General features: G+C 61.5%; 16 protein-coding genes. 8 read left to right on the forward strand and 8 right to left on the reverse strand.

Going from position 1 to position 16,309, the window contains the following annotated elements; translation table 11 throughout:
- Positions 1–8: 8 nt before the first annotated feature.
- The 5 genes from NKH89_RS29555 to NKH89_RS29575 all read right to left on the reverse strand — a co-directional run bounded on the left by NKH89_RS29555 (position 9) and on the right by NKH89_RS29575 (position 5,414).
- Complete coding sequence (locus NKH89_RS29555) at positions 9–827, reverse strand: ABC transporter permease (protein ID WP_023719393.1); 819 nt, start codon at positions 825–827, stop codon at positions 9–11.
- Positions 824–1,792, reverse strand: a complete 969-nt coding sequence (locus tag NKH89_RS29560; RefSeq protein WP_031194151.1) for an ABC transporter permease subunit — start codon at positions 1,790–1,792, stop codon at positions 824–826. The genes NKH89_RS29555 and NKH89_RS29560 overlap by 4 nt, the downstream gene beginning before the upstream one ends.
- 9 nt (positions 1,793–1,801) lie before the next feature.
- Entirely contained in the window at positions 1,802–2,941 is a 1,140-nt protein-coding gene (locus NKH89_RS29565) for an ABC transporter ATP-binding protein (protein ID WP_023719395.1), read from the reverse strand.
- Between the two features lie 72 nt (positions 2,942–3,013).
- Positions 3,014–4,114: a polyamine ABC transporter substrate-binding protein gene (locus tag NKH89_RS29570; protein WP_023719396.1), complete on the reverse strand. Its 1,101-nt coding sequence runs from the start codon at positions 4,112–4,114 to the stop codon at positions 3,014–3,016.
- 352 nt (positions 4,115–4,466) lie between these two features.
- Positions 4,467–5,414, reverse strand: a complete 948-nt coding sequence (locus NKH89_RS29575; protein WP_352482382.1) for a DMT family transporter — start codon at positions 5,412–5,414, stop codon at positions 4,467–4,469.
- A gap of 201 nt (positions 5,415–5,615) precedes the next feature.
- Between NKH89_RS29575 and NKH89_RS29580 the strand changes: the two genes are divergently transcribed.
- Complete coding sequence (locus NKH89_RS29580; RefSeq protein WP_352910842.1) at positions 5,616–6,407, forward strand: class I SAM-dependent methyltransferase; 792 nt, start codon at positions 5,616–5,618, stop codon at positions 6,405–6,407.
- Between the two features lie 43 nt (positions 6,408–6,450).
- Here NKH89_RS29580 and NKH89_RS29585 read toward each other — a convergent pair whose 3' ends face one another.
- Positions 6,451–7,902: a helix-turn-helix domain-containing protein gene (locus NKH89_RS29585; RefSeq protein WP_352910844.1), complete on the reverse strand. Its 1,452-nt coding sequence runs from the start codon at positions 7,900–7,902 to the stop codon at positions 6,451–6,453.
- 238 nt (positions 7,903–8,140) lie between these two features.
- Here NKH89_RS29585 and aceA point away from each other — a divergent pair, with 238 nt between their 5' ends.
- Positions 8,141–9,430: an isocitrate lyase gene (gene aceA, locus NKH89_RS29590; protein WP_023719401.1), complete on the forward strand. Its 1,290-nt coding sequence runs from the start codon at positions 8,141–8,143 to the stop codon at positions 9,428–9,430.
- A gap of 61 nt (positions 9,431–9,491) precedes the next feature.
- On the forward strand, positions 9,492–9,734 hold the full coding sequence (locus NKH89_RS29595) for an SMc00767 family acetate metabolism repressor (RefSeq protein ID WP_023719402.1): 243 nt from the start codon (positions 9,492–9,494) through the stop codon (positions 9,732–9,734).
- A gap of 64 nt (positions 9,735–9,798) precedes the next feature.
- On the opposite strand, the gene NKH89_RS29600 is transcribed toward NKH89_RS29595, so the two are convergent.
- Positions 9,799–10,260: a RidA family protein gene (locus NKH89_RS29600; protein ID WP_023719403.1), complete on the reverse strand. Its 462-nt coding sequence runs from the start codon at positions 10,258–10,260 to the stop codon at positions 9,799–9,801.
- A 431-nt stretch (positions 10,261–10,691) separates the two neighbouring features.
- Between NKH89_RS29600 and NKH89_RS29605 the strand changes: the two genes are divergently transcribed.
- Positions 10,692–11,081, forward strand: a complete 390-nt coding sequence (locus tag NKH89_RS29605) for an ANTAR domain-containing protein (RefSeq protein ID WP_156948085.1) — start codon at positions 10,692–10,694, stop codon at positions 11,079–11,081.
- Positions 11,082–11,113: 32 nt separating this feature from the next.
- Here NKH89_RS29605 and NKH89_RS29610 read toward each other — a convergent pair whose 3' ends face one another.
- Positions 11,114–11,830, reverse strand: a complete 717-nt coding sequence (locus tag NKH89_RS29610; RefSeq protein ID WP_352493833.1) for an HAD family hydrolase — start codon at positions 11,828–11,830, stop codon at positions 11,114–11,116.
- 168 nt (positions 11,831–11,998) lie between these two features.
- On the opposite strand from NKH89_RS29610, the gene NKH89_RS29615 reads away from it, so the two are divergent.
- The 4 genes from NKH89_RS29615 to NKH89_RS29630 all read left to right on the forward strand — a co-directional run bounded on the left by NKH89_RS29615 (position 11,999) and on the right by NKH89_RS29630 (position 16,272).
- Positions 11,999–13,432, forward strand: coding sequence for a glutamine synthetase family protein (locus NKH89_RS29615; protein ID WP_352493832.1), 1,434 nt, complete (start codon positions 11,999–12,001; stop codon positions 13,430–13,432).
- A gap of 59 nt (positions 13,433–13,491) precedes the next feature.
- On the forward strand, positions 13,492–13,860 hold the full coding sequence (locus NKH89_RS29620; protein ID WP_352493831.1) for a four helix bundle protein: 369 nt from the start codon (positions 13,492–13,494) through the stop codon (positions 13,858–13,860).
- 65 nt (positions 13,861–13,925) lie between these two features.
- The gene (locus NKH89_RS29625; RefSeq protein WP_352493830.1) at positions 13,926–15,212 is read left to right on the forward strand and encodes an NAD(P)/FAD-dependent oxidoreductase; all 1,287 of its coding nucleotides are present in this window, start codon (positions 13,926–13,928) and stop codon (positions 15,210–15,212) included.
- A gap of 259 nt (positions 15,213–15,471) precedes the next feature.
- Positions 15,472–16,272 carry an SH3 domain-containing protein gene (locus NKH89_RS29630; protein ID WP_245278604.1) on the forward strand — a complete coding sequence of 267 codons (801 nt, stop codon included), beginning with the start codon at positions 15,472–15,474 and terminating at the stop codon, positions 16,270–16,272.
- The last annotated feature ends 37 nt before the right edge of the window (positions 16,273–16,309 follow it).

Here is a 16,309-nt window from a genome sequence, read left to right on the forward strand (position 1 = left end):
GCAGGAACTCAACCTCGCTGCGCCGCCTGCTCGTCGCGCTGGCGCTGCACCTCGCGGCGTTTGTTTGCGAGCGAAGCGATGATCACGCCAACTGCGACGATCGCGATCAGAATGGTGCACGCCGCGTTGATTTCCGGCGTCACGCCAAGGCGGACCTGGCTGTAGATCTTCATCGGCAGCGTCGTGGCGCCGGGCCCCGAGGTGAAGCTGGCAATAACCAGGTCGTCGAGCGAGAGCGTGAAGGCCAGCATCCAGCCAGAGACGATCGCCGGCATGATGACCGGCAGCGTGATCTGGAAGAAGGTCCTTACCGGCGGCGCACCGAGATCCATCGCGGCTTCTTCCAGCGAACGATCGAACGTGATCAGGCGCGATTGGACCACCACAGCGACGAAGCACATGGTCAGCGTGGTGTGGGCAAGCGTCACCGTGAGAAAGCCGCGGTCGAAGCCGACAGCGACGAAGAGCAGCAATAGCGACAGGCCGGTGATGACTTCCGGCATGACCAGCGGCGCAAACACCATGCCGGAAAACAGCAGCCGGCCGCGAAAGCGCGTGTAGCGCGTCAGGGTGAGCGCCGCCAGAGTGCCGAGCACGGTCGCCACGGTGGCCGAGATGACGCCGACGCGCGCCGTCACCCAGGTGGCGTCCATCAGACCCTGATTGTGGAACAGCGACACGTACCATTTCGTCGAGAAGCCGCCCCAGACGGTGACCAGCTTCGACTCGTTGAAAGAGAACACGACGAGCAGGACGATCGGCAGGTAGAGAAAGGCAAAGCCGAGCACGATCGAAACGATGTTGAAGCGGCTCCAGGTAGCGTTCATAGGTCCTGCTCCTGGGCACGCGCCTGGGCTCGCTGGAAGAGCATGATCGGCACGATCAGCAGCAGCAGCAAGATGACGGCAACGGCAGACGACACCGGCCAGTCGCGGTTGCCGAAGAATTCGCTCCACAGCGTCCTGCCGATCATCAGTGTCTGCGAGCCGCCGAGCAGATCGGGGATGACGAACTCGCCGACGGCGGGAATGAACACCAGCAGGCAGCCGGCGATGACGCCGGGCAGCGACAGCGGGAAGGTGATCTTCCAGAAGGCGCTGGTCGGCGGGCAGCCGAGATCCTTGGCGGCCTCGATCAGCGAATTGTCCATCTTCTCCAATGCCGAATAGAGCGGCAGGACCATGAACGGCAGATAGGAGTAGACGATGCCAATGAAGATCGCCGTGTAGGTGTTGAGGATGATCAGCCGATGGCTGATGATGCCAGTGGCGAGCAGCAACTCGTTGAGCAGGCCCTCGGGCTTGAGAATGCCTATCCAGGCGTAGACACGGATCAGGAACGAGGTCCAGAACGGCAGGATCACCAGCATCAGCAAGGTCGGGCGGATCGTCGCCGGAGCGCGTGCCATGCCATAGGCGATGGGATAGCCGATCACCAACGTCAGGACCGTCGAGATGGCGGCGACGATGACGCTCGTCACATAGGCGTTGAAGTAGAGCGCGTCCTGCGTCAGCCAGATGTAGTTGTCAAAATTGAGCGCGCCAAACCACGCGACAACCCCGGAAACGCCGTCGCGGAAATCGAGCACCGGCGTGTAGGGCGGCATGGCTATCGCGGTCTGCGACAGCGAAATCTTAAAGACGATGATAAAGGGGACGAGAAAGAAGAACAGCAGCCAAAGGTAGGGGATGATGATGACGAGACGGCTAACCAAAGCCGCTCCCAGCCTGGCCAAGGCGGATTTGCCGGCAGCGCTTGCCGAGGAGCTTGTTGCGGCGGTGACAGCGGACATGATCAGTCCCTACCGTGTCAGCACGACGCCGGCGTCGGGTCGGAAGGAAACCCAGGCGCGGTCGTTCCAGGTCAGCGGATCCTCGGTGATGCGTGCCGCGTTCATGGTACTCGCCCGCACCACCTGACCGTCATCCAGCCTGACGTGATAGATGGTCATGTCACCGAGATAGGCGATGTCGTACACCTCGCCCTCGATGGCGTTGACGGCACCAGCCGGTTTCGTGGAGGAAACCTTGATCTTCTCCGGCCTGATAGCAAAGGTAACGGACGTTCCGGCGGCGGCACGGCCGGCATTTTCGGTGCGGATGGTGATGCCGTTGCCGGCGTCGATGCTTGCGCTGCCGGCCTCGCCAGCCGCGATCTTGCCGTCGAACATATTCACATTGCCGACGAAGCCGGCGACGAAGCGGGAACCCGGCGCCTCGTAGACCTCGGCCGGCGTCGCCACCTGCATCACCTCGCCCTTGTCGATGATGGCGATGCGGTCGGCCATCGTCATCGCCTCTTCCTGGTCATGGGTGACGACGACGAAGGTGAGGCCAAGGTTCTGCTGCAGGTCCATCAGCTCGAACTGCGTTTCCTCGCGCAGCTTCTTGTCCAGCGCGCCAAGCGGCTCATCGAGCAGCAGGACTTTCGGCCGCTTGGCCACCGAGCGGGCCAGTGCGACACGCTGGCGCTGGCCGCCCGACAATTGGTGCGGCTTGCGTTTGGCGAACTGCTCGAGCTTGACCAGCTTCAGCATGTCGGCGACGCGCTTGTCGATATCGGCCTTGGCCATGCCTTCCTGCTTGAGGCCGAACGCGATGTTGTTCTCGACCGTCATGTGCGGAAACAAGGCGTAGGACTGGAACATCATGTTGACCGGCCGCCGATATGGCGGGATGCCGCGCAGATCCTGGCCATCGAGCAGGATACGGCCGGCGGTCGGTTCCTCAAAGCCGGCAAGCATCCTGAGCAGCGTCGATTTCCCGCAGCCCGAGGCCCCGAGCAGGGCAAAGAATTCGCGTTCGAAGATGGTCAGCGACAGATTGTTGACGGCAGTGAAGTCGCCGAACTTCTTGGTGACGTTGTCGAACTGGATGTATGGCTTGGCATTCGGATCGTTCCATGGCGCGAAATCCCTGCGGATGCTGCCAAGCGATTTCATGTCCCACTCCGTGCCTGATTCTGCCCCTGAAAAACGACCCCGGCAGTCAGCCACCGGGGTCGCGTCAGATCACTATTGTCCCGTGATGACCTTGGTCCACGATCTGGTGACGAGACGTTGCGTCTTGGGGTCATATGGACCGACAGTGAACAGCTTGGCCAGCGTCGAGTCATCCGGATAAATGCCCGGGTCATCAAGGATCTCCTTGCTGACGAGCGGCTGAGAGGCCTTGTTGCCATTGGCGTAGAAGACAAAGTTGGTGGATTTGGCAATAACTTCTGGTCTCATCATGTAGTTCAGAAATTCGTGTGCCTCGGCGACATGCGGTGCATCGGCCGGGATCGCCATTTCGTCGAACCACATTTCCGCACCTTCCTTTGGAATCGTGTAGGCGATGTCGACCCCCTTTTTCGCTTCCGCCGCACGGTCGCGGGCCTGGAAGAGATCCCCCGAAAATCCGACAGCCACGCAGATGTCGCCATTGGCGAGCGCGTTGATGTATTCCGACGAATGGAATTTGCGGATAGAAGGCCGGATGCTCAGCATGAGTTCTGTGGCCTTGGCAAGGTCGTCAGGAGAGGTCGAGTCAGGCTTGAGGCCAAGATAGTTCAGCACAGTCGGAAAAATGTCTGTAGGCGAATCCAGGAAGTACACGCCACAATTGGCGAGCTTGGCGATATTCTCCGGCTTCAGGACCGCATCCCAGCTGTCGATCTTGTCGACGCCGAGGGCTTCCTTCACTTTCTCGGTGTTGTAGCCAATGCCTGTGGTCCCCCACATGTAGTTGACCGAGTATTCGTTGCCGGGGTCGAACTTCGCAACCCGCTCCATCACCACGTTCCACATATTGGAAAGGTTGGGCAGCTTCGACTTGTCCAGCTTCTGATATACCCCGGCCTGGATTTGACGGGCCAGGAACGGGCTTGCCGTCGGCACCACGACATCGTAGCCGCTACCACCGGCAAGCAGCTTGGTTTCGAGAATTTCGTTGGAATCATAGGTGTCGTAGACGACCTTGATGCCGGTTTCCTTGGTGAAGTCGTCGATGATCGAACTGTCGATATAGTCCGACCAGTTGAAGACATTGACGACACGGTCCTCGGCATGCGCGCCCAAGGTAAAAACTGCCAGAAACGCCGAAGTCGCCGAAAGCCAGAGCGCTTTGCGGGTCATGCTATTCTCCTTTGATGAGTGTTCCGTCGCCAGCTCGTCGCGGCGTGCGCCCGGCTGGGCATTTGCTTCAGGGTATTGAGCTTGCAGGCAGGCGACAAGCGCGAATTGCCGGCGCCATTATGGTTCGGCGACGAGGCGACAGTGAAGACTTGGCGTGGCGCTGGTGGTGTTGCGGCGCCGTCAGAAGCTTTCGCTACGGCGCGCGCAGGGAGACGACGATGTTGTCCGGCCTCGATGCAGCCGGCATGGAGACTTGGCAAGATACGCCTGTCTTGTTGTTGCCGTGATCGCAGCCTGCCCGCGCGGCTGCGACATTGTCAATGGTCCATCTCGCTTTGGCGCGCGCGCTGCATCAATTAGGCGAAGGCACACCGGTGACGCCCGCCCGCTGCGGCCGCGTCTGGCGCTTGAATTCGAGCCCGATATGGACGAGGAGCGCCGTGATGACGACCGCACCGCCGACGATGGTGCGCGCCGACGGCACCTCGGAATGAATGAGCCAAACCCAGATCGGGCCTAGGATCGGCTCGAACGTGCCGAGTAGCGCCGCCACGGCGGCCGGAACAAGCCGGGCGCCGGTGGCGAAGAAGGCGAGGCCGAGCCCCAGATTGACCACGCCGAAGGCAAAAAGGAAGCCCATATCGTGGCTGGAAACGCCCAGTGCCGACGCCTGCGATGCCGCGAAGGCGGCCGCCAGCATCGTCCCGAGGCACGTCGCCGGAGTCATGCGCACATGGGCAAAGCGGCGCGTGATGACGGTTGCGATCGAGAACATAACGGCAATGAGCAGCGCCAGCCCATCGCCGATCGGCGATACGGCGCCATCGAGCGATTCCGAGACCATGACGGCGACGCCAGCAATGACGGCGGCGATCGCCAGCCAGGTCGCCACGGCCACCCGCTCGCGAAACAGCGCCCAGGCAAACAACGCCGCCAGAAGCGGCACACCGGCCTGCATCAACAGGATGTTGGCGACGGTGGTATATGCAAGCGCCACGACGAAAGAGGTCGACGCCGTGGCGAAACAAAACGCCACCGCAAGGCCGGCCAGGCCCATGCCGCGAAACAGCTTCAGCGTGCCACGCCAGCCGTCGCGCCAGACCATGAAGCAGAGCAGGAAGGCGGCGGCCCAGACCGAGCGCCAGAACACCACCGTCCAGCTGTCGCCGGCATCGATGAAACGGGCAATGGTACCGCCGAGGCTCCACATCAGCGCCGACAGGAACACCAGCAGGAAACCGATACGCTCCTCATTTCGCGGAGGCGAAACGGCGATCTGCGGTGATGATATGTCGGTCATGATTACGACTGTCGGCGGTTTCGAGGCGGCACGATGCAAAGCGGACGACAGAAACGTGCCTTAATCGCGTAACGCAAAGACGGGGATGGGGAGTGATCCAGCATCGTGTTCCATTTGGCGCACCGACAGGTGCACAGAGATGCCCGATCATCGACAGACGCCCCATGCTCGACGTACGGTGCAAATGTATAGGGCGCCCCCATGGATGAGCCATTCTACAAAACGGCGGCGATTGGCTATGACGAGTTGTTCGCCCGTGCGACGAACTCGTTTATCCCGTCCTTGCTGAAGGCAGCACGGATTGCGCCTGGCCATCGCGTGCTCGACGTCGCAACGGGCACCGGAGCGGCAGCGCAAGCCGCTGCCATCATTGTAGGCCCTTCCGGCGCCGTGATTGGCGGCGACATCTCGCCGGCCATGCTCGAATCCGCCAAACGCAATTTGAAAGACCAGCCAATCACCCTCGCTACGTTCGACGCTCACGCGCTTCCTTATGAGGACCGTCGGTTCGACACAGTGACCTGTCAGCTTGGGCTCATGTTCTTCTCGGACCAGCTTGGAGCGCTTTCGGAATTTCGCCGGGTTCTGCGCCCCAACGGCTGGACTGCAGTTAGCGTGACAACGACGCCAGAGCGTTCGTTGTTCGCCAGAATAGGTGCGGTAATCGCCCGCCATGCCCCTGAGAAAGCTGAAAAGCTAAATCGCTTCTTCTCCGTCCCCGACGCCACATGCTTGCATGATTTGCTCTATCGCGCCGGGTTTCGAAAGATTGACGTCCAGCTCGAAACGCGGCCCATCAAGTTCTCGTCCTTCGACGACTATTTCAGCGGCATCGCCAAGGGCGGAACATTGAGCGGTCAGGAGTATGTCCAGCTTCCTCCGGATATGAAGCACATCGTGCGCGAGGAGGTCTGGCGCGGGCTAGCTTCGCCGAGCCCTGGAGAGCCGCTGACGATTGAAATGGACGTTCTGATAGGCAGCGGTAGCCGATAGAAGAATGCGCCCGCGGCACGATCCCCGGCAACTCTGTTTGCCGTCACTGAAAATCGAACGCCGACAGTCCCGTCACCATCTCGTCGAGGCCGAGCGGGCGTGTCAGCGGTGGCTCGGCGCGGGCGAGGCAGCCGATGCGTTCACACAGCCGGCAGGCAGCGCCGACCGGCGTAGCCGACACAGCGGCGTTCTGTCCGGCCTTGCCGATGGCGGCCGGCCCCGGCAACGCTGCTCCATAGACGATCTCATCGCGAAAACCGATGTCGCAGCCGAGCAGCAGCGCGGTGCGGCGCGGTCGCTCGGCAAACGAGCCCTGCGGGCCTTCGAGCGTGCGGGCGATGCAGAGGAACGCCGCACCATCTGGCATTTCCAGGGCCTCGACCAGGATCTGGCCGGGCTGGGCGAAGGTGGTATGGACCGGCAGCTTCGGACAGCCGCCGCCGAAGCGGCTTTGCGGAAAGCCGTGGCTGCCCGCCTTGCGGAAGCGATTGCCGGCACTGTCGACCTCGAGCATGAAGAATGGCACGCCCGACGCACCCGGCCGCTGCAGCGTGGTCAGCCGGTTCGCCGCTTGCTCGAAGGAAACGCCGAAGCGCGACCGCAACATGTCGATGTCATAGCGGGCGCGGACCGCAGCGGCGTGAAAAGGCTGATAGGGCATCATCAGCGCGTGCGCGGCATAGCGGCCGAGTTCGAAACGGGCGAGCCGGCGGGCTTCGTCCGTGGCCAGCTTCAGCGCCTGGATTTCGGCAGCGACAGCAACGCTCATGCGGATCAGGCAGGCCTCCATCGCCACCTCGCGCAACTGATCGAATGGCGACAGGCGCTCGGACAGGAACAGGCGCTGCGAGTGACGGTCATAGCGACGGCGCCAGTTGGGCATGGTGGCGACCGGCAGTACCTTGACGACGACGCCGAATTCACGCCGCAGCCAAGCCTTCAACGCACTGAACAGATCGTCGCCGGGATCGAGCACCGACGTGAATGCCTCGGCTTCCTCTTCGAGCGCGGTAAAATGGTTCGGCCGGCGTTCGAAAATCTCATGCACCTCGTCGATCGGCAGCCGGGCGCCGGAGAGTGCGGTGGCTTTGCCCTCACGCGCGAGCAGCTCGTTGAGATCGGATAGCCGCGCGGCCTGCTCGCGATAGGCGCGAAACAGCTTTATCACAGCGGCGGAAGCGTTGGGCGCCGCCTCGGCAAGCTCGATGAGTTCCTGGTCGCCTGGCAGTTCGCCGGCCAGCAACGGATCTGAAAACACTTCCTTCAAATCGGCGACCGAACCCCTCGCCTCGCCCTGCAATTCATGTGGGTCGACCTTGTAGACGGACGCCAGTCTCAGGATCAGTTGCACCGTCAACGGCCGTTGGTTGCGCTCGATGAGATTGAGATAGGACGGCGAGATGCCGAGCCCTTCGGCCATCGCCGTCTGGGTCAGGCCCTTGGCGTTGCGGATGCGACGAATGCGCGGCCCGGCAAAGATTTTATGGTCGGCCAATCGACTGTCCTTGACAAAAATTTACATCCGCTGATGGCATGGCGGCGTTTACAATCATGACAAATTTACAGCTCTCATCAGTCAAATACAACACAGGTTTTCTCTTATTTCATGGCCAGTTTCGGAGTTTGTCTCGCTTGCCTAGTGCCGACATGTAAATGATGTCACGCACACGGCGCACATATTCCTTCTGTACGGCGTTTCCGAAACCGGCATTAAAGCCAGCCTGGAGTGACCAATGACCGATTTTTACAACCTTGTCCCGTCGGCGCCCCAAGGGCGCTTCGATGGCATCGAACGGCCGTATTCGCCAGAGGACGTGAGACGGCTGCGCGGCTCGGTGCAGATTCGGCAGAGCCTCGCCGAAATGGGGGCAAACCGGCTGTGGCAGCTCATCCATGAAGAGGATTTCGTCAACGCGCTCGGTGCCATGTCGGGCAACCAGGCAATGCAGCAGGTGCGGGCCGGGCTGAAAGCGATCTATCTGTCGGGATGGCAGGTCGCCGCCGATGCCAACACCGCTTCCGCCATGTACCCGGACCAGTCGCTTTATCCCGCAAATGCGGCGCCCGAACTGGTCAAGCGCATAAACCGCACCTTGCAGCGCGCCGACCAGATCGAGACTTCCGAAGGCAAGGGGCTGTCGGTCGACACCTGGTTCGCGCCGATCGTCGCCGATGCCGAAGCCGGCTTCGGCGGGCCGCTCAACGCCTTCGAGATCATGAAGGCATTCATCGAGGCGGGTGCGGCCGGCGTCCATTACGAGGACCAGCTGGCTTCGGAGAAGAAATGCGGCCACCTCGGCGGCAAGGTGCTGATCCCGACCGCTGCACACATCCGCAACCTCAACGCTGCGCGGCTTGCCGCCGACGTCATGGGCACGCCGACGCTGGTCGTGGCCCGCACCGATGCGGAAGCGGCACAGCTCTTGACCTCCGACATCGATGAGCGCGACCAGCCCTTCGTCGATTATGGCGCCGGCCGCACCGCGGAGGGCTTCTATCGTGTCAGCAATGGCATCGAGCCCTGCATCGCCCGCGCCGTCGCCTACGCGCCCTATGCGGACCTGATCTGGTGCGAGACTTCCAAGCCCGATCTGGCGCAGGCCAGGACGTTTGCCGAGGGTGTGCGCAAGCACCATCCCGGCAAGCTGCTTGCCTATAATTGCTCGCCGTCTTTCAACTGGAAGAAGAATCTCGACGACGCGACGATTGCGAAGTTCCAGAAGGAACTCGGCGCCATGGGTTACAAGTTCCAGTTCATTACGCTGGCCGGTTTCCACCAGCTCAACTTCGGCATGTTCGAGCTCGCCCGCGGCTACAAGGAGCGGCAGATGGCTGCCTATTCGGAACTGCAGCAGGCGGAATTCGCCGCGGAAGCCAATGGCTACACTGCCACCAAGCACCAACGCGAGGTCGGCACCGGCTATTTCGACGCCGTCTCGATGGCGATCACCGGTGGCCAGTCTTCGACAACGGCCATGCATGGATCGACCGAGCACGCCCAATTCAGGCCGGCAGCGGAATAGCGGAATAGCAGACAAACAGAGGGAACGCCCAAACGGGCATGACAACACAAGGAGAAGACCAATGGCATCGATAAGCCGCGTCAAGGAACGGGCCGAAGAGCAAGCCACCAGCATGAATGTCGACCAGCAGGCGACCATTCGCATGTTGGCGAACGATCTGCACAGGCTCAATCAGTCGGTGATGAAGGCGGTCGAGGCCGGCGTCTCGGTCGAACTGGTGCGCTCGGCACGTCACCATGGCGGCGATGGCAACTGGGGCGATCTGCTGATCCCGGTCATCGTCACACAGCGGAGCCACGACTAATGAATTCTACCGCACCGCGCCTTTTTGAACGCATGCTATCGCACCTCGCAGGCTGCGGCTCTGCCTAGTCCGGCAGAGCTGCTAATGCAACGATTTCAATGACAAGATCAGACTGAGCAAGCGCTGCAACTCCAATAACTTCCGAGGGCGGCGGGTTGTTGTAGCTGCAGTGCTTCGGGCAGTGCACCGCAAAGAATTCGTCCAAGACGTCCAAGCGGAAATTGGGGGAGCTCAGAACGCCGCCATCGGGAAATGGCCCCTTAACAAAGAAGGTCAGCCGGATGAGATGCTCGAGCGCGCTGCCAAGCTCCTCCAGATCTGATTTGATGTTGGTGAGAACTGCGCGCCACTGTGCTGCCGCGTCGCCAATGGCGCCGCCGCCGCTTTTGCCGATCGGATCGTAGTCCTCGGCCGTCGCGGTATTTCCGGAAAGGTAGACAAACCCCTTTGCGCCGGTAACGACCGTACCCTTTCCCCATGGCATCAACCGGCCGTTTTTAAATTTCTTATGAGTCACGAGTTCCATTGTCATCTCCCGTCGCTCAAAGAGACGTGCTTAGCCAACGAGGAAGGATAGTCCAGCGAGGCGATGCGACAAGCTCGCGACAGACTTGCCTCGCCTTCATCCAACCTGCTTCAATCCGGCTACGGCTGCGAGTTGATGCGTTCGCGCTGCACAGCCAAACTTCGCTGAAGCCTGCCCAGTTGTAATGGCGACTTCTCCTTTCGAGCGGCGGCAAAGAAAAGCACTTATTTTGAATTTTAATGTTTCTTGCGATATTCTCCTGATATGCCATTTCAGCTTGACATGAGCAGCGATCTCACGCCAATTACCTCTCAAGTTTCAACCCTGCATTGAAACACTGAACAACGGCCTGCCCCGCCATGTGCCCAGCGAATCGCGAAATCGAGACTGCAAAGCAGGCGGCGTTCGTTAGCCGGGGCGTGGAGACGCGGATGCTCCCAGATTTCTCGCGGGTGCTGGTGGTCGGAAAATCACCGATCAACCGGGTCGTGGTTTCAAAGATCGTTGAGCGGTCCGGCCTCAAACCGATCTCGGAAACTCCCGAAACCGCGGCAAAGGCCTTGCACGCGCTGATTCCCGGCACTGTCGTTCTCGACGGCGGAGCGGAGAACGGTGACTGCGACGCCTTGCTGTCGGGCATCGATGCGCTGCGAAGGGCGTCAGGCAAATCGCTTCCGTTGGTGATCCTGCTCTCAGTCAAGACCGGCACTCCGGAGACCCTGGGCCTGTCGAGCGTCATCGATGCGGTGGTCGTCAAGCCGATCACCACCGAACGGCTGCAGCCGGTGATCGACCGGCTGGTCGGGCTCGGCCGCAACTGACCTCTACCGCGACGCGTCGACTGCAGACCTGATCAATCAATCTCGCCGATACGCTCGATCAGGCCCGGCAGTTCACCGAGATTGGCTATCTGGCGAAAGCGCGGTGCTGAGACCGGCGGCTCGACATGCTCCAGCACCCAGGTCAGTTCATGCGGCACGTGGATGCCCCAACTGCCGGCTTCGATTGCCGGCACGACGTCCGATTTGAGCGAGTTGCCGACCATCATGCCCTTTTCCGGGCCATCGCCGTAGCGGCTGAAGATCCGGCTATAGGTGGCAGCGCTCTTGTCGCTGACGATTTCGACCGCATGGAACAACTCGCCCAGTCCGGATTGCGCGAGCTTGCGTTCCTGGTCGAAGAGGTCGCCCTTGGTGATCAGCACCAGGCGGTAGGCGCCGGCCAGCTTTTCCACGGTCTCGCGCGCATAGGGAAGCGGCTCGATCGGATGGCTGAGCATCTCGCGGCCCGCGGCGAGAATTTCGGCAATGGTTGAGGCAGGCACGTGGCCTTCGGTGACCTCGATCGCCGTCTCGATCATTGACAGCGTAAATCCCTTGATGCCGAAGCCGTAGACCGCTAGGTTGCGCTTCTCGACCTCCAGCAATCTTGCCGAAATCCAGTCCTCCTCGGCGTGGTCGGCGAGCAGCGCGGCAAAGCGCTTCTCGGTCATGCGGAAGAACTGTTCGTTCTGCCACAGCGTGTCGTCGGCGTCGAAGCCGATCGTCGTCAGTTTGCGGCTGTGTTGCATTCGGCGTCTTCAATTGCGGCGTTGCGGGACGCCGACCCTAGACCAGGATGTTTTTATCCGGAAGTCGTTGTGTTCCCCCGGTAATCGAGGCGCACGCCAGCCGGCTCCCCTTCCCTTTGGTCGCCGGCAACGGCTATACTCCACAATCTGCAACAAATCTGGTGATTGATGCCGCCTGCAAAAAAGGAAGTCCGTCCGTCGAGCCGCGGAGGACGCGCCCGCATGCCTGCCTTCGTGAAAAACCAACGTGGCGTCAAGAACTGGAAGGAAGTCAGCGCCTGGCTGGAATGGCGCGGCATCGAAGACATCGAATGCATCACGCCCGACCAGGCCGGGGTTGCGCGCGGCAAAATGATGCCGTCGAAGAAGTTCACCTCCAACACCTCGCTTGCCCTGCCTTCGGCGGTGTTCATGACGACGATCTCGGGTGGTTATCCGGAGGACGGCAACGGCTTCCACTATCCGGAGGACGATGGCGACCTCAAGCTGATGCCTGACCTCTCGACGCTGACGGTGGTGCCGTGGGAGGAGGACCCGACGGCGGCGGTCATCTGCGACCTCGTCCACCAGGACGGCCGCTCGGTCGAGTTCACACCGCGCAACGTTCTGAAGCGCGTGCTTGCCGCCTATGACAGACGCGGGCTGAGACCTGTGGTGGCGCCCGAGATCGAGTTCTACCTGGTGCGCAAGAACCCCGATCCGGACTACCCGCTGACCCCGCCAGTCGGGCGCTCCGGACGGCCGATCGGCGGCGGCGCCGGCTATTCGATCGCCGGGGTCAACGAATTCGACGAACTGATCGACGACATCTATCATTTCTCCGAAAGCCAGGGCCTGGAGATCGACACGCTGATCCACGAAGAGGGCGCCGGCCAACTCGAAATCAATCTGCGTCACGGCGATCCGATCGAGCTCGCCGACCAGGTGTTCATGTTCAAGCGAACCATCCGCGAGGCGGCGCTGAAGCACGAGATCTATGCCACGTTCATGGCCAAGCCGATCCAGGGGCAGCCCGGTTCGGCCATGCATATCCATCAGTCAATCATCGACAAGAAGACCGGCAAGAACGTCTTTTCCGCGGAGGACGGCTCGGAGACCGAGGCCTTCTTCCACTTCATCGGCGGCATGCAGAAACATGTGCCGAACGCGCTGGTGATGTTTGCGCCCTACGTCAATTCCTACCGGCGGCTGACGCAGGCGGCCTCGGCGCCGGTCAACAACAAATGGGGCTACGACAACCGCACCACGGCCTTTCGCGTGCCACGCTCCGACCCGGCAGCGCGGCGCGTCGAAAACCGCATTCCTTCCTCCGACGCCAATCCCTATCTGGCGCTGGCCGCATCGCTCGCCTGCGGGCTGATCGGCATGACCAATAAGATCAAGGCCGATCCGCCGGTACTGACGACCGCCAATGAGGATGAGATCGACCTGCCGCGCGGCCTGCTCGAAGCCGTCGACCTGTTCGAGGCCGACGAGGAACTCTGCGCCCTACTCGGCAAATCCTTCGCAGCGACTTATGCGGCGATCAAGCGGGCGGAATTCGAGACCTTCATGGAAGTGATCAGCCCATGGGAGCGGGAGTATTTGCTGCTGAATGTGTAGTAGGAGAGTAGGGCAATATGGCAGTAGGGCAGTTAGGGCAGTAGGGCAGTAGGGCAAGGATGACGGACAAGATCGCATCGTACAGGGATCTGATCGTCTGGCAGCAAGCCATGGACCTAACGGTTGCAATCTCCCAAGTCACAAGGACCTGGCCGAAGGACGAGCTCTACGGGCTGACGGGTCAGGTGCGTCGGGCAGCAACGTCTGTGCCAGCCAACATCGCCGAGGGTTACGGCCGAGAAAGCCGAGCTTCCTACCAGCAGTTTCTCAGGATCCCCCAGGGATCACTCAAGGAACTGGAGACACACCTTCTAATCGCGCAACGGGTTGGAATTACCTCTCGCGAGGCAGTCGAATCATTGATGCCTCACAGCGAGAGCGTAGGAAAGCTCTTGCGGCTTCTCATCCGCAAGCTGTCGGCTGAATAGACACCTACTGCCCTACTGCCCTACTGCCCTACTGCCCTACTCCCCTACTCCCCTAGCCGAGCATCATGACTTACCAATCCCCAATCTCCCCCGGCCGCTCCTGGTACGAGGACACGGCCGGACCAAGGCCCGAATATCCGGCGCTCGACGGCGACCGGACATGCGACGTGGTGATCGTCGGCGGCGGCTTTACCGGCCTGTCGGCTGCGGCTCATCTCGCCAAGTCAGGCGCGGATGTCGTGCTTATCGAAACGCATCGTTTCGGTGACGGCGCGTCGGGCCGCAATGGCGGCCAGCTCGGCACCGGACAGCGGGCCTGGGCAGAGGAGCTGGAAGCGGAATACGGCTTTTCCTGCGCCAAGGCGCTGTTCGACCTGGCCGAAGAGGCCAAGGCGCATCTCCTCGACTTCGCCGCGGTGCACCAGATCGAGATCGACTATATGCCCGGCCAAATGTCGGTGGCGCACAAAAAGCGCTATGTCGACGACTACAAGGCACATGCCGAGATCATGGCAAGCCGGTTCGGCTATCCGCACATCTCATTCATGGATGCCGCGGAGACAGCCGAGCGGCTCGGCTCGACGCATTATTTCGGCGGCACCCGCGACACGGGCACCGGCCACATCCATCCGCTGAAGCTGGTGATCGGCACCGCAAAAGTCGCGGCACAGGCCGGCGCAAAACTTTTCGAGCAGACACCGTCGACCGGCATCACCTCCGGCGGCGGCAAAGTGAGGGTGACGACGCCGAAGGGCACGATCATCGCCGGGAAGTGCTTGATCGGGGTCAACGCCTATGGCGGCACGCTCGAGCCGGTGAGTGCTTCGCATATCATGCCGATCGGCTCATTCATCGGCGCAACGGTACCGCTGGGCGCCGATTCCAAAGTGTTGCCGGGTGGCGAGGCGGTCGACGATTCGCGCTTCGTCGTGCGCTATTTCCGCAAATCGAAGGATGGGCGGCTGCTGTTTGGCGGGCGCGAGATCTACGCAGTCAACGATCCCAAGGACATTCACATCCACATCCGCCGGCAGATCGCCGAGATCTATCCGGCACTGAAGGACATTGAGATCACCCATGGCTGGGGCGGCTATGTCGGCATCACCGTACCGAGAAAGCCGTTCGTGCGCGAAGTCATGCCCAATGTGATCTCGGTCGGTGGTTATTCCGGCCACGGCGTCATGCTGTCCAATTTTTTCGGCAAGCTTTATGCCGAGACGGTCGCCGGCAACCGCGACCGGCTGAAGCTGATCGAGGATCTGAAGATTCCGCCTTTCCCCGGCGGCCGGCGTTTCCGCGCGCCACTGCTCTTTCTTGCGCTCAACTGGTACGCGTTGCGGGACAGGATTTAACCAGGCGTTGCAGAATCCTTAACCAGGGCGCAGAATCCCCGCCAAGGGCGCAGTGATGCCACAATCGCGGGCGAAAGATGATGCTCGTGGGCAGCTGAACGGGGAATTTTTGCGGGCCTGCCCGCTTTTGGTTTGGGAACGATGCCGATCGAAATGCCGGCTCTCCGGCATCGGTCGTGAGAACATCGGCCCGCAAATGGAGGTGGCAAGTGTGAGAGAGCCCTTCAGTTTCGGTGCGCCGGAACGACGGCGCCTTGCGATGCAATTCGGTTACGATATGCGGCCGACGTTCTGGCACGGGGTCCGGTCGAACGCGCATCTCGTGATCGCTGCGCTTGGCACGGCAGCACTGCTCGGCGTTGCCGCAGTGGCGCTGTGGCTGGCCTTGCCGGCCAATGAACGACAGGCGGCGGCGAGCCCTGAGCAGACCGTTCCGACCATTCCGGTCAAGACGACGAAGATCATGCCTTCCAAGGTCGCTGCGGCGCCGCGGACGACGGGCAAGGCCGACGCGGTTTCCCCGGCGGTGGCCGCGGCGGAAGCCGACATACCGGCGCTGGCTCCCAACGATCCCCGCTGGACGGGACCAAAGACGGCATCGGCCGCCGCCACAGCAGCATCCGACCAACTGGCAAGCCAGACCGATCAGGCGGCCGATAAATCGTCTGCTTCGGTGGCATTCGCCGATCCGGCAGCGAAACCCGACGCTGCGGCATTGTTTGCCAAGGTGGCGGCTCCCGGCAGCTCGACGAAAAACACAGGGCCCGACGGTGCGCAGACCGCTGCCATCCCCACACCCAAGCCGCAACTGCCGACGCAGTCCGCGAGCGAAGACGACAACAGCACCAAGGCAAAATCCGGAAAAACCAATACTGCCGGTACCGGACGCATCCTGAGATCCGTCACCATGCGCACCGGCCCAAAGAAGAATGCGGCCGCCATTCTCACCGTGCCGGCCAAGACCTCGGTGCAAGTGATGAGTTGCAAGCAGTGGTGCCAGATCGTCTACAACGGCAAGCGCGGCTGGGTCTACAAGAGCTACGTCAAAACCGGGGCGTAGGACAGACAGAGCGATCGCGGCTCGGATCGCTCGCCAT

It is taken from the genome of Mesorhizobium sp. M0923 (assembly GCF_040319365.1).
In the GTDB taxonomy this organism is placed as follows: Bacteria; Pseudomonadota; Alphaproteobacteria; order Rhizobiales; family Rhizobiaceae; genus Mesorhizobium.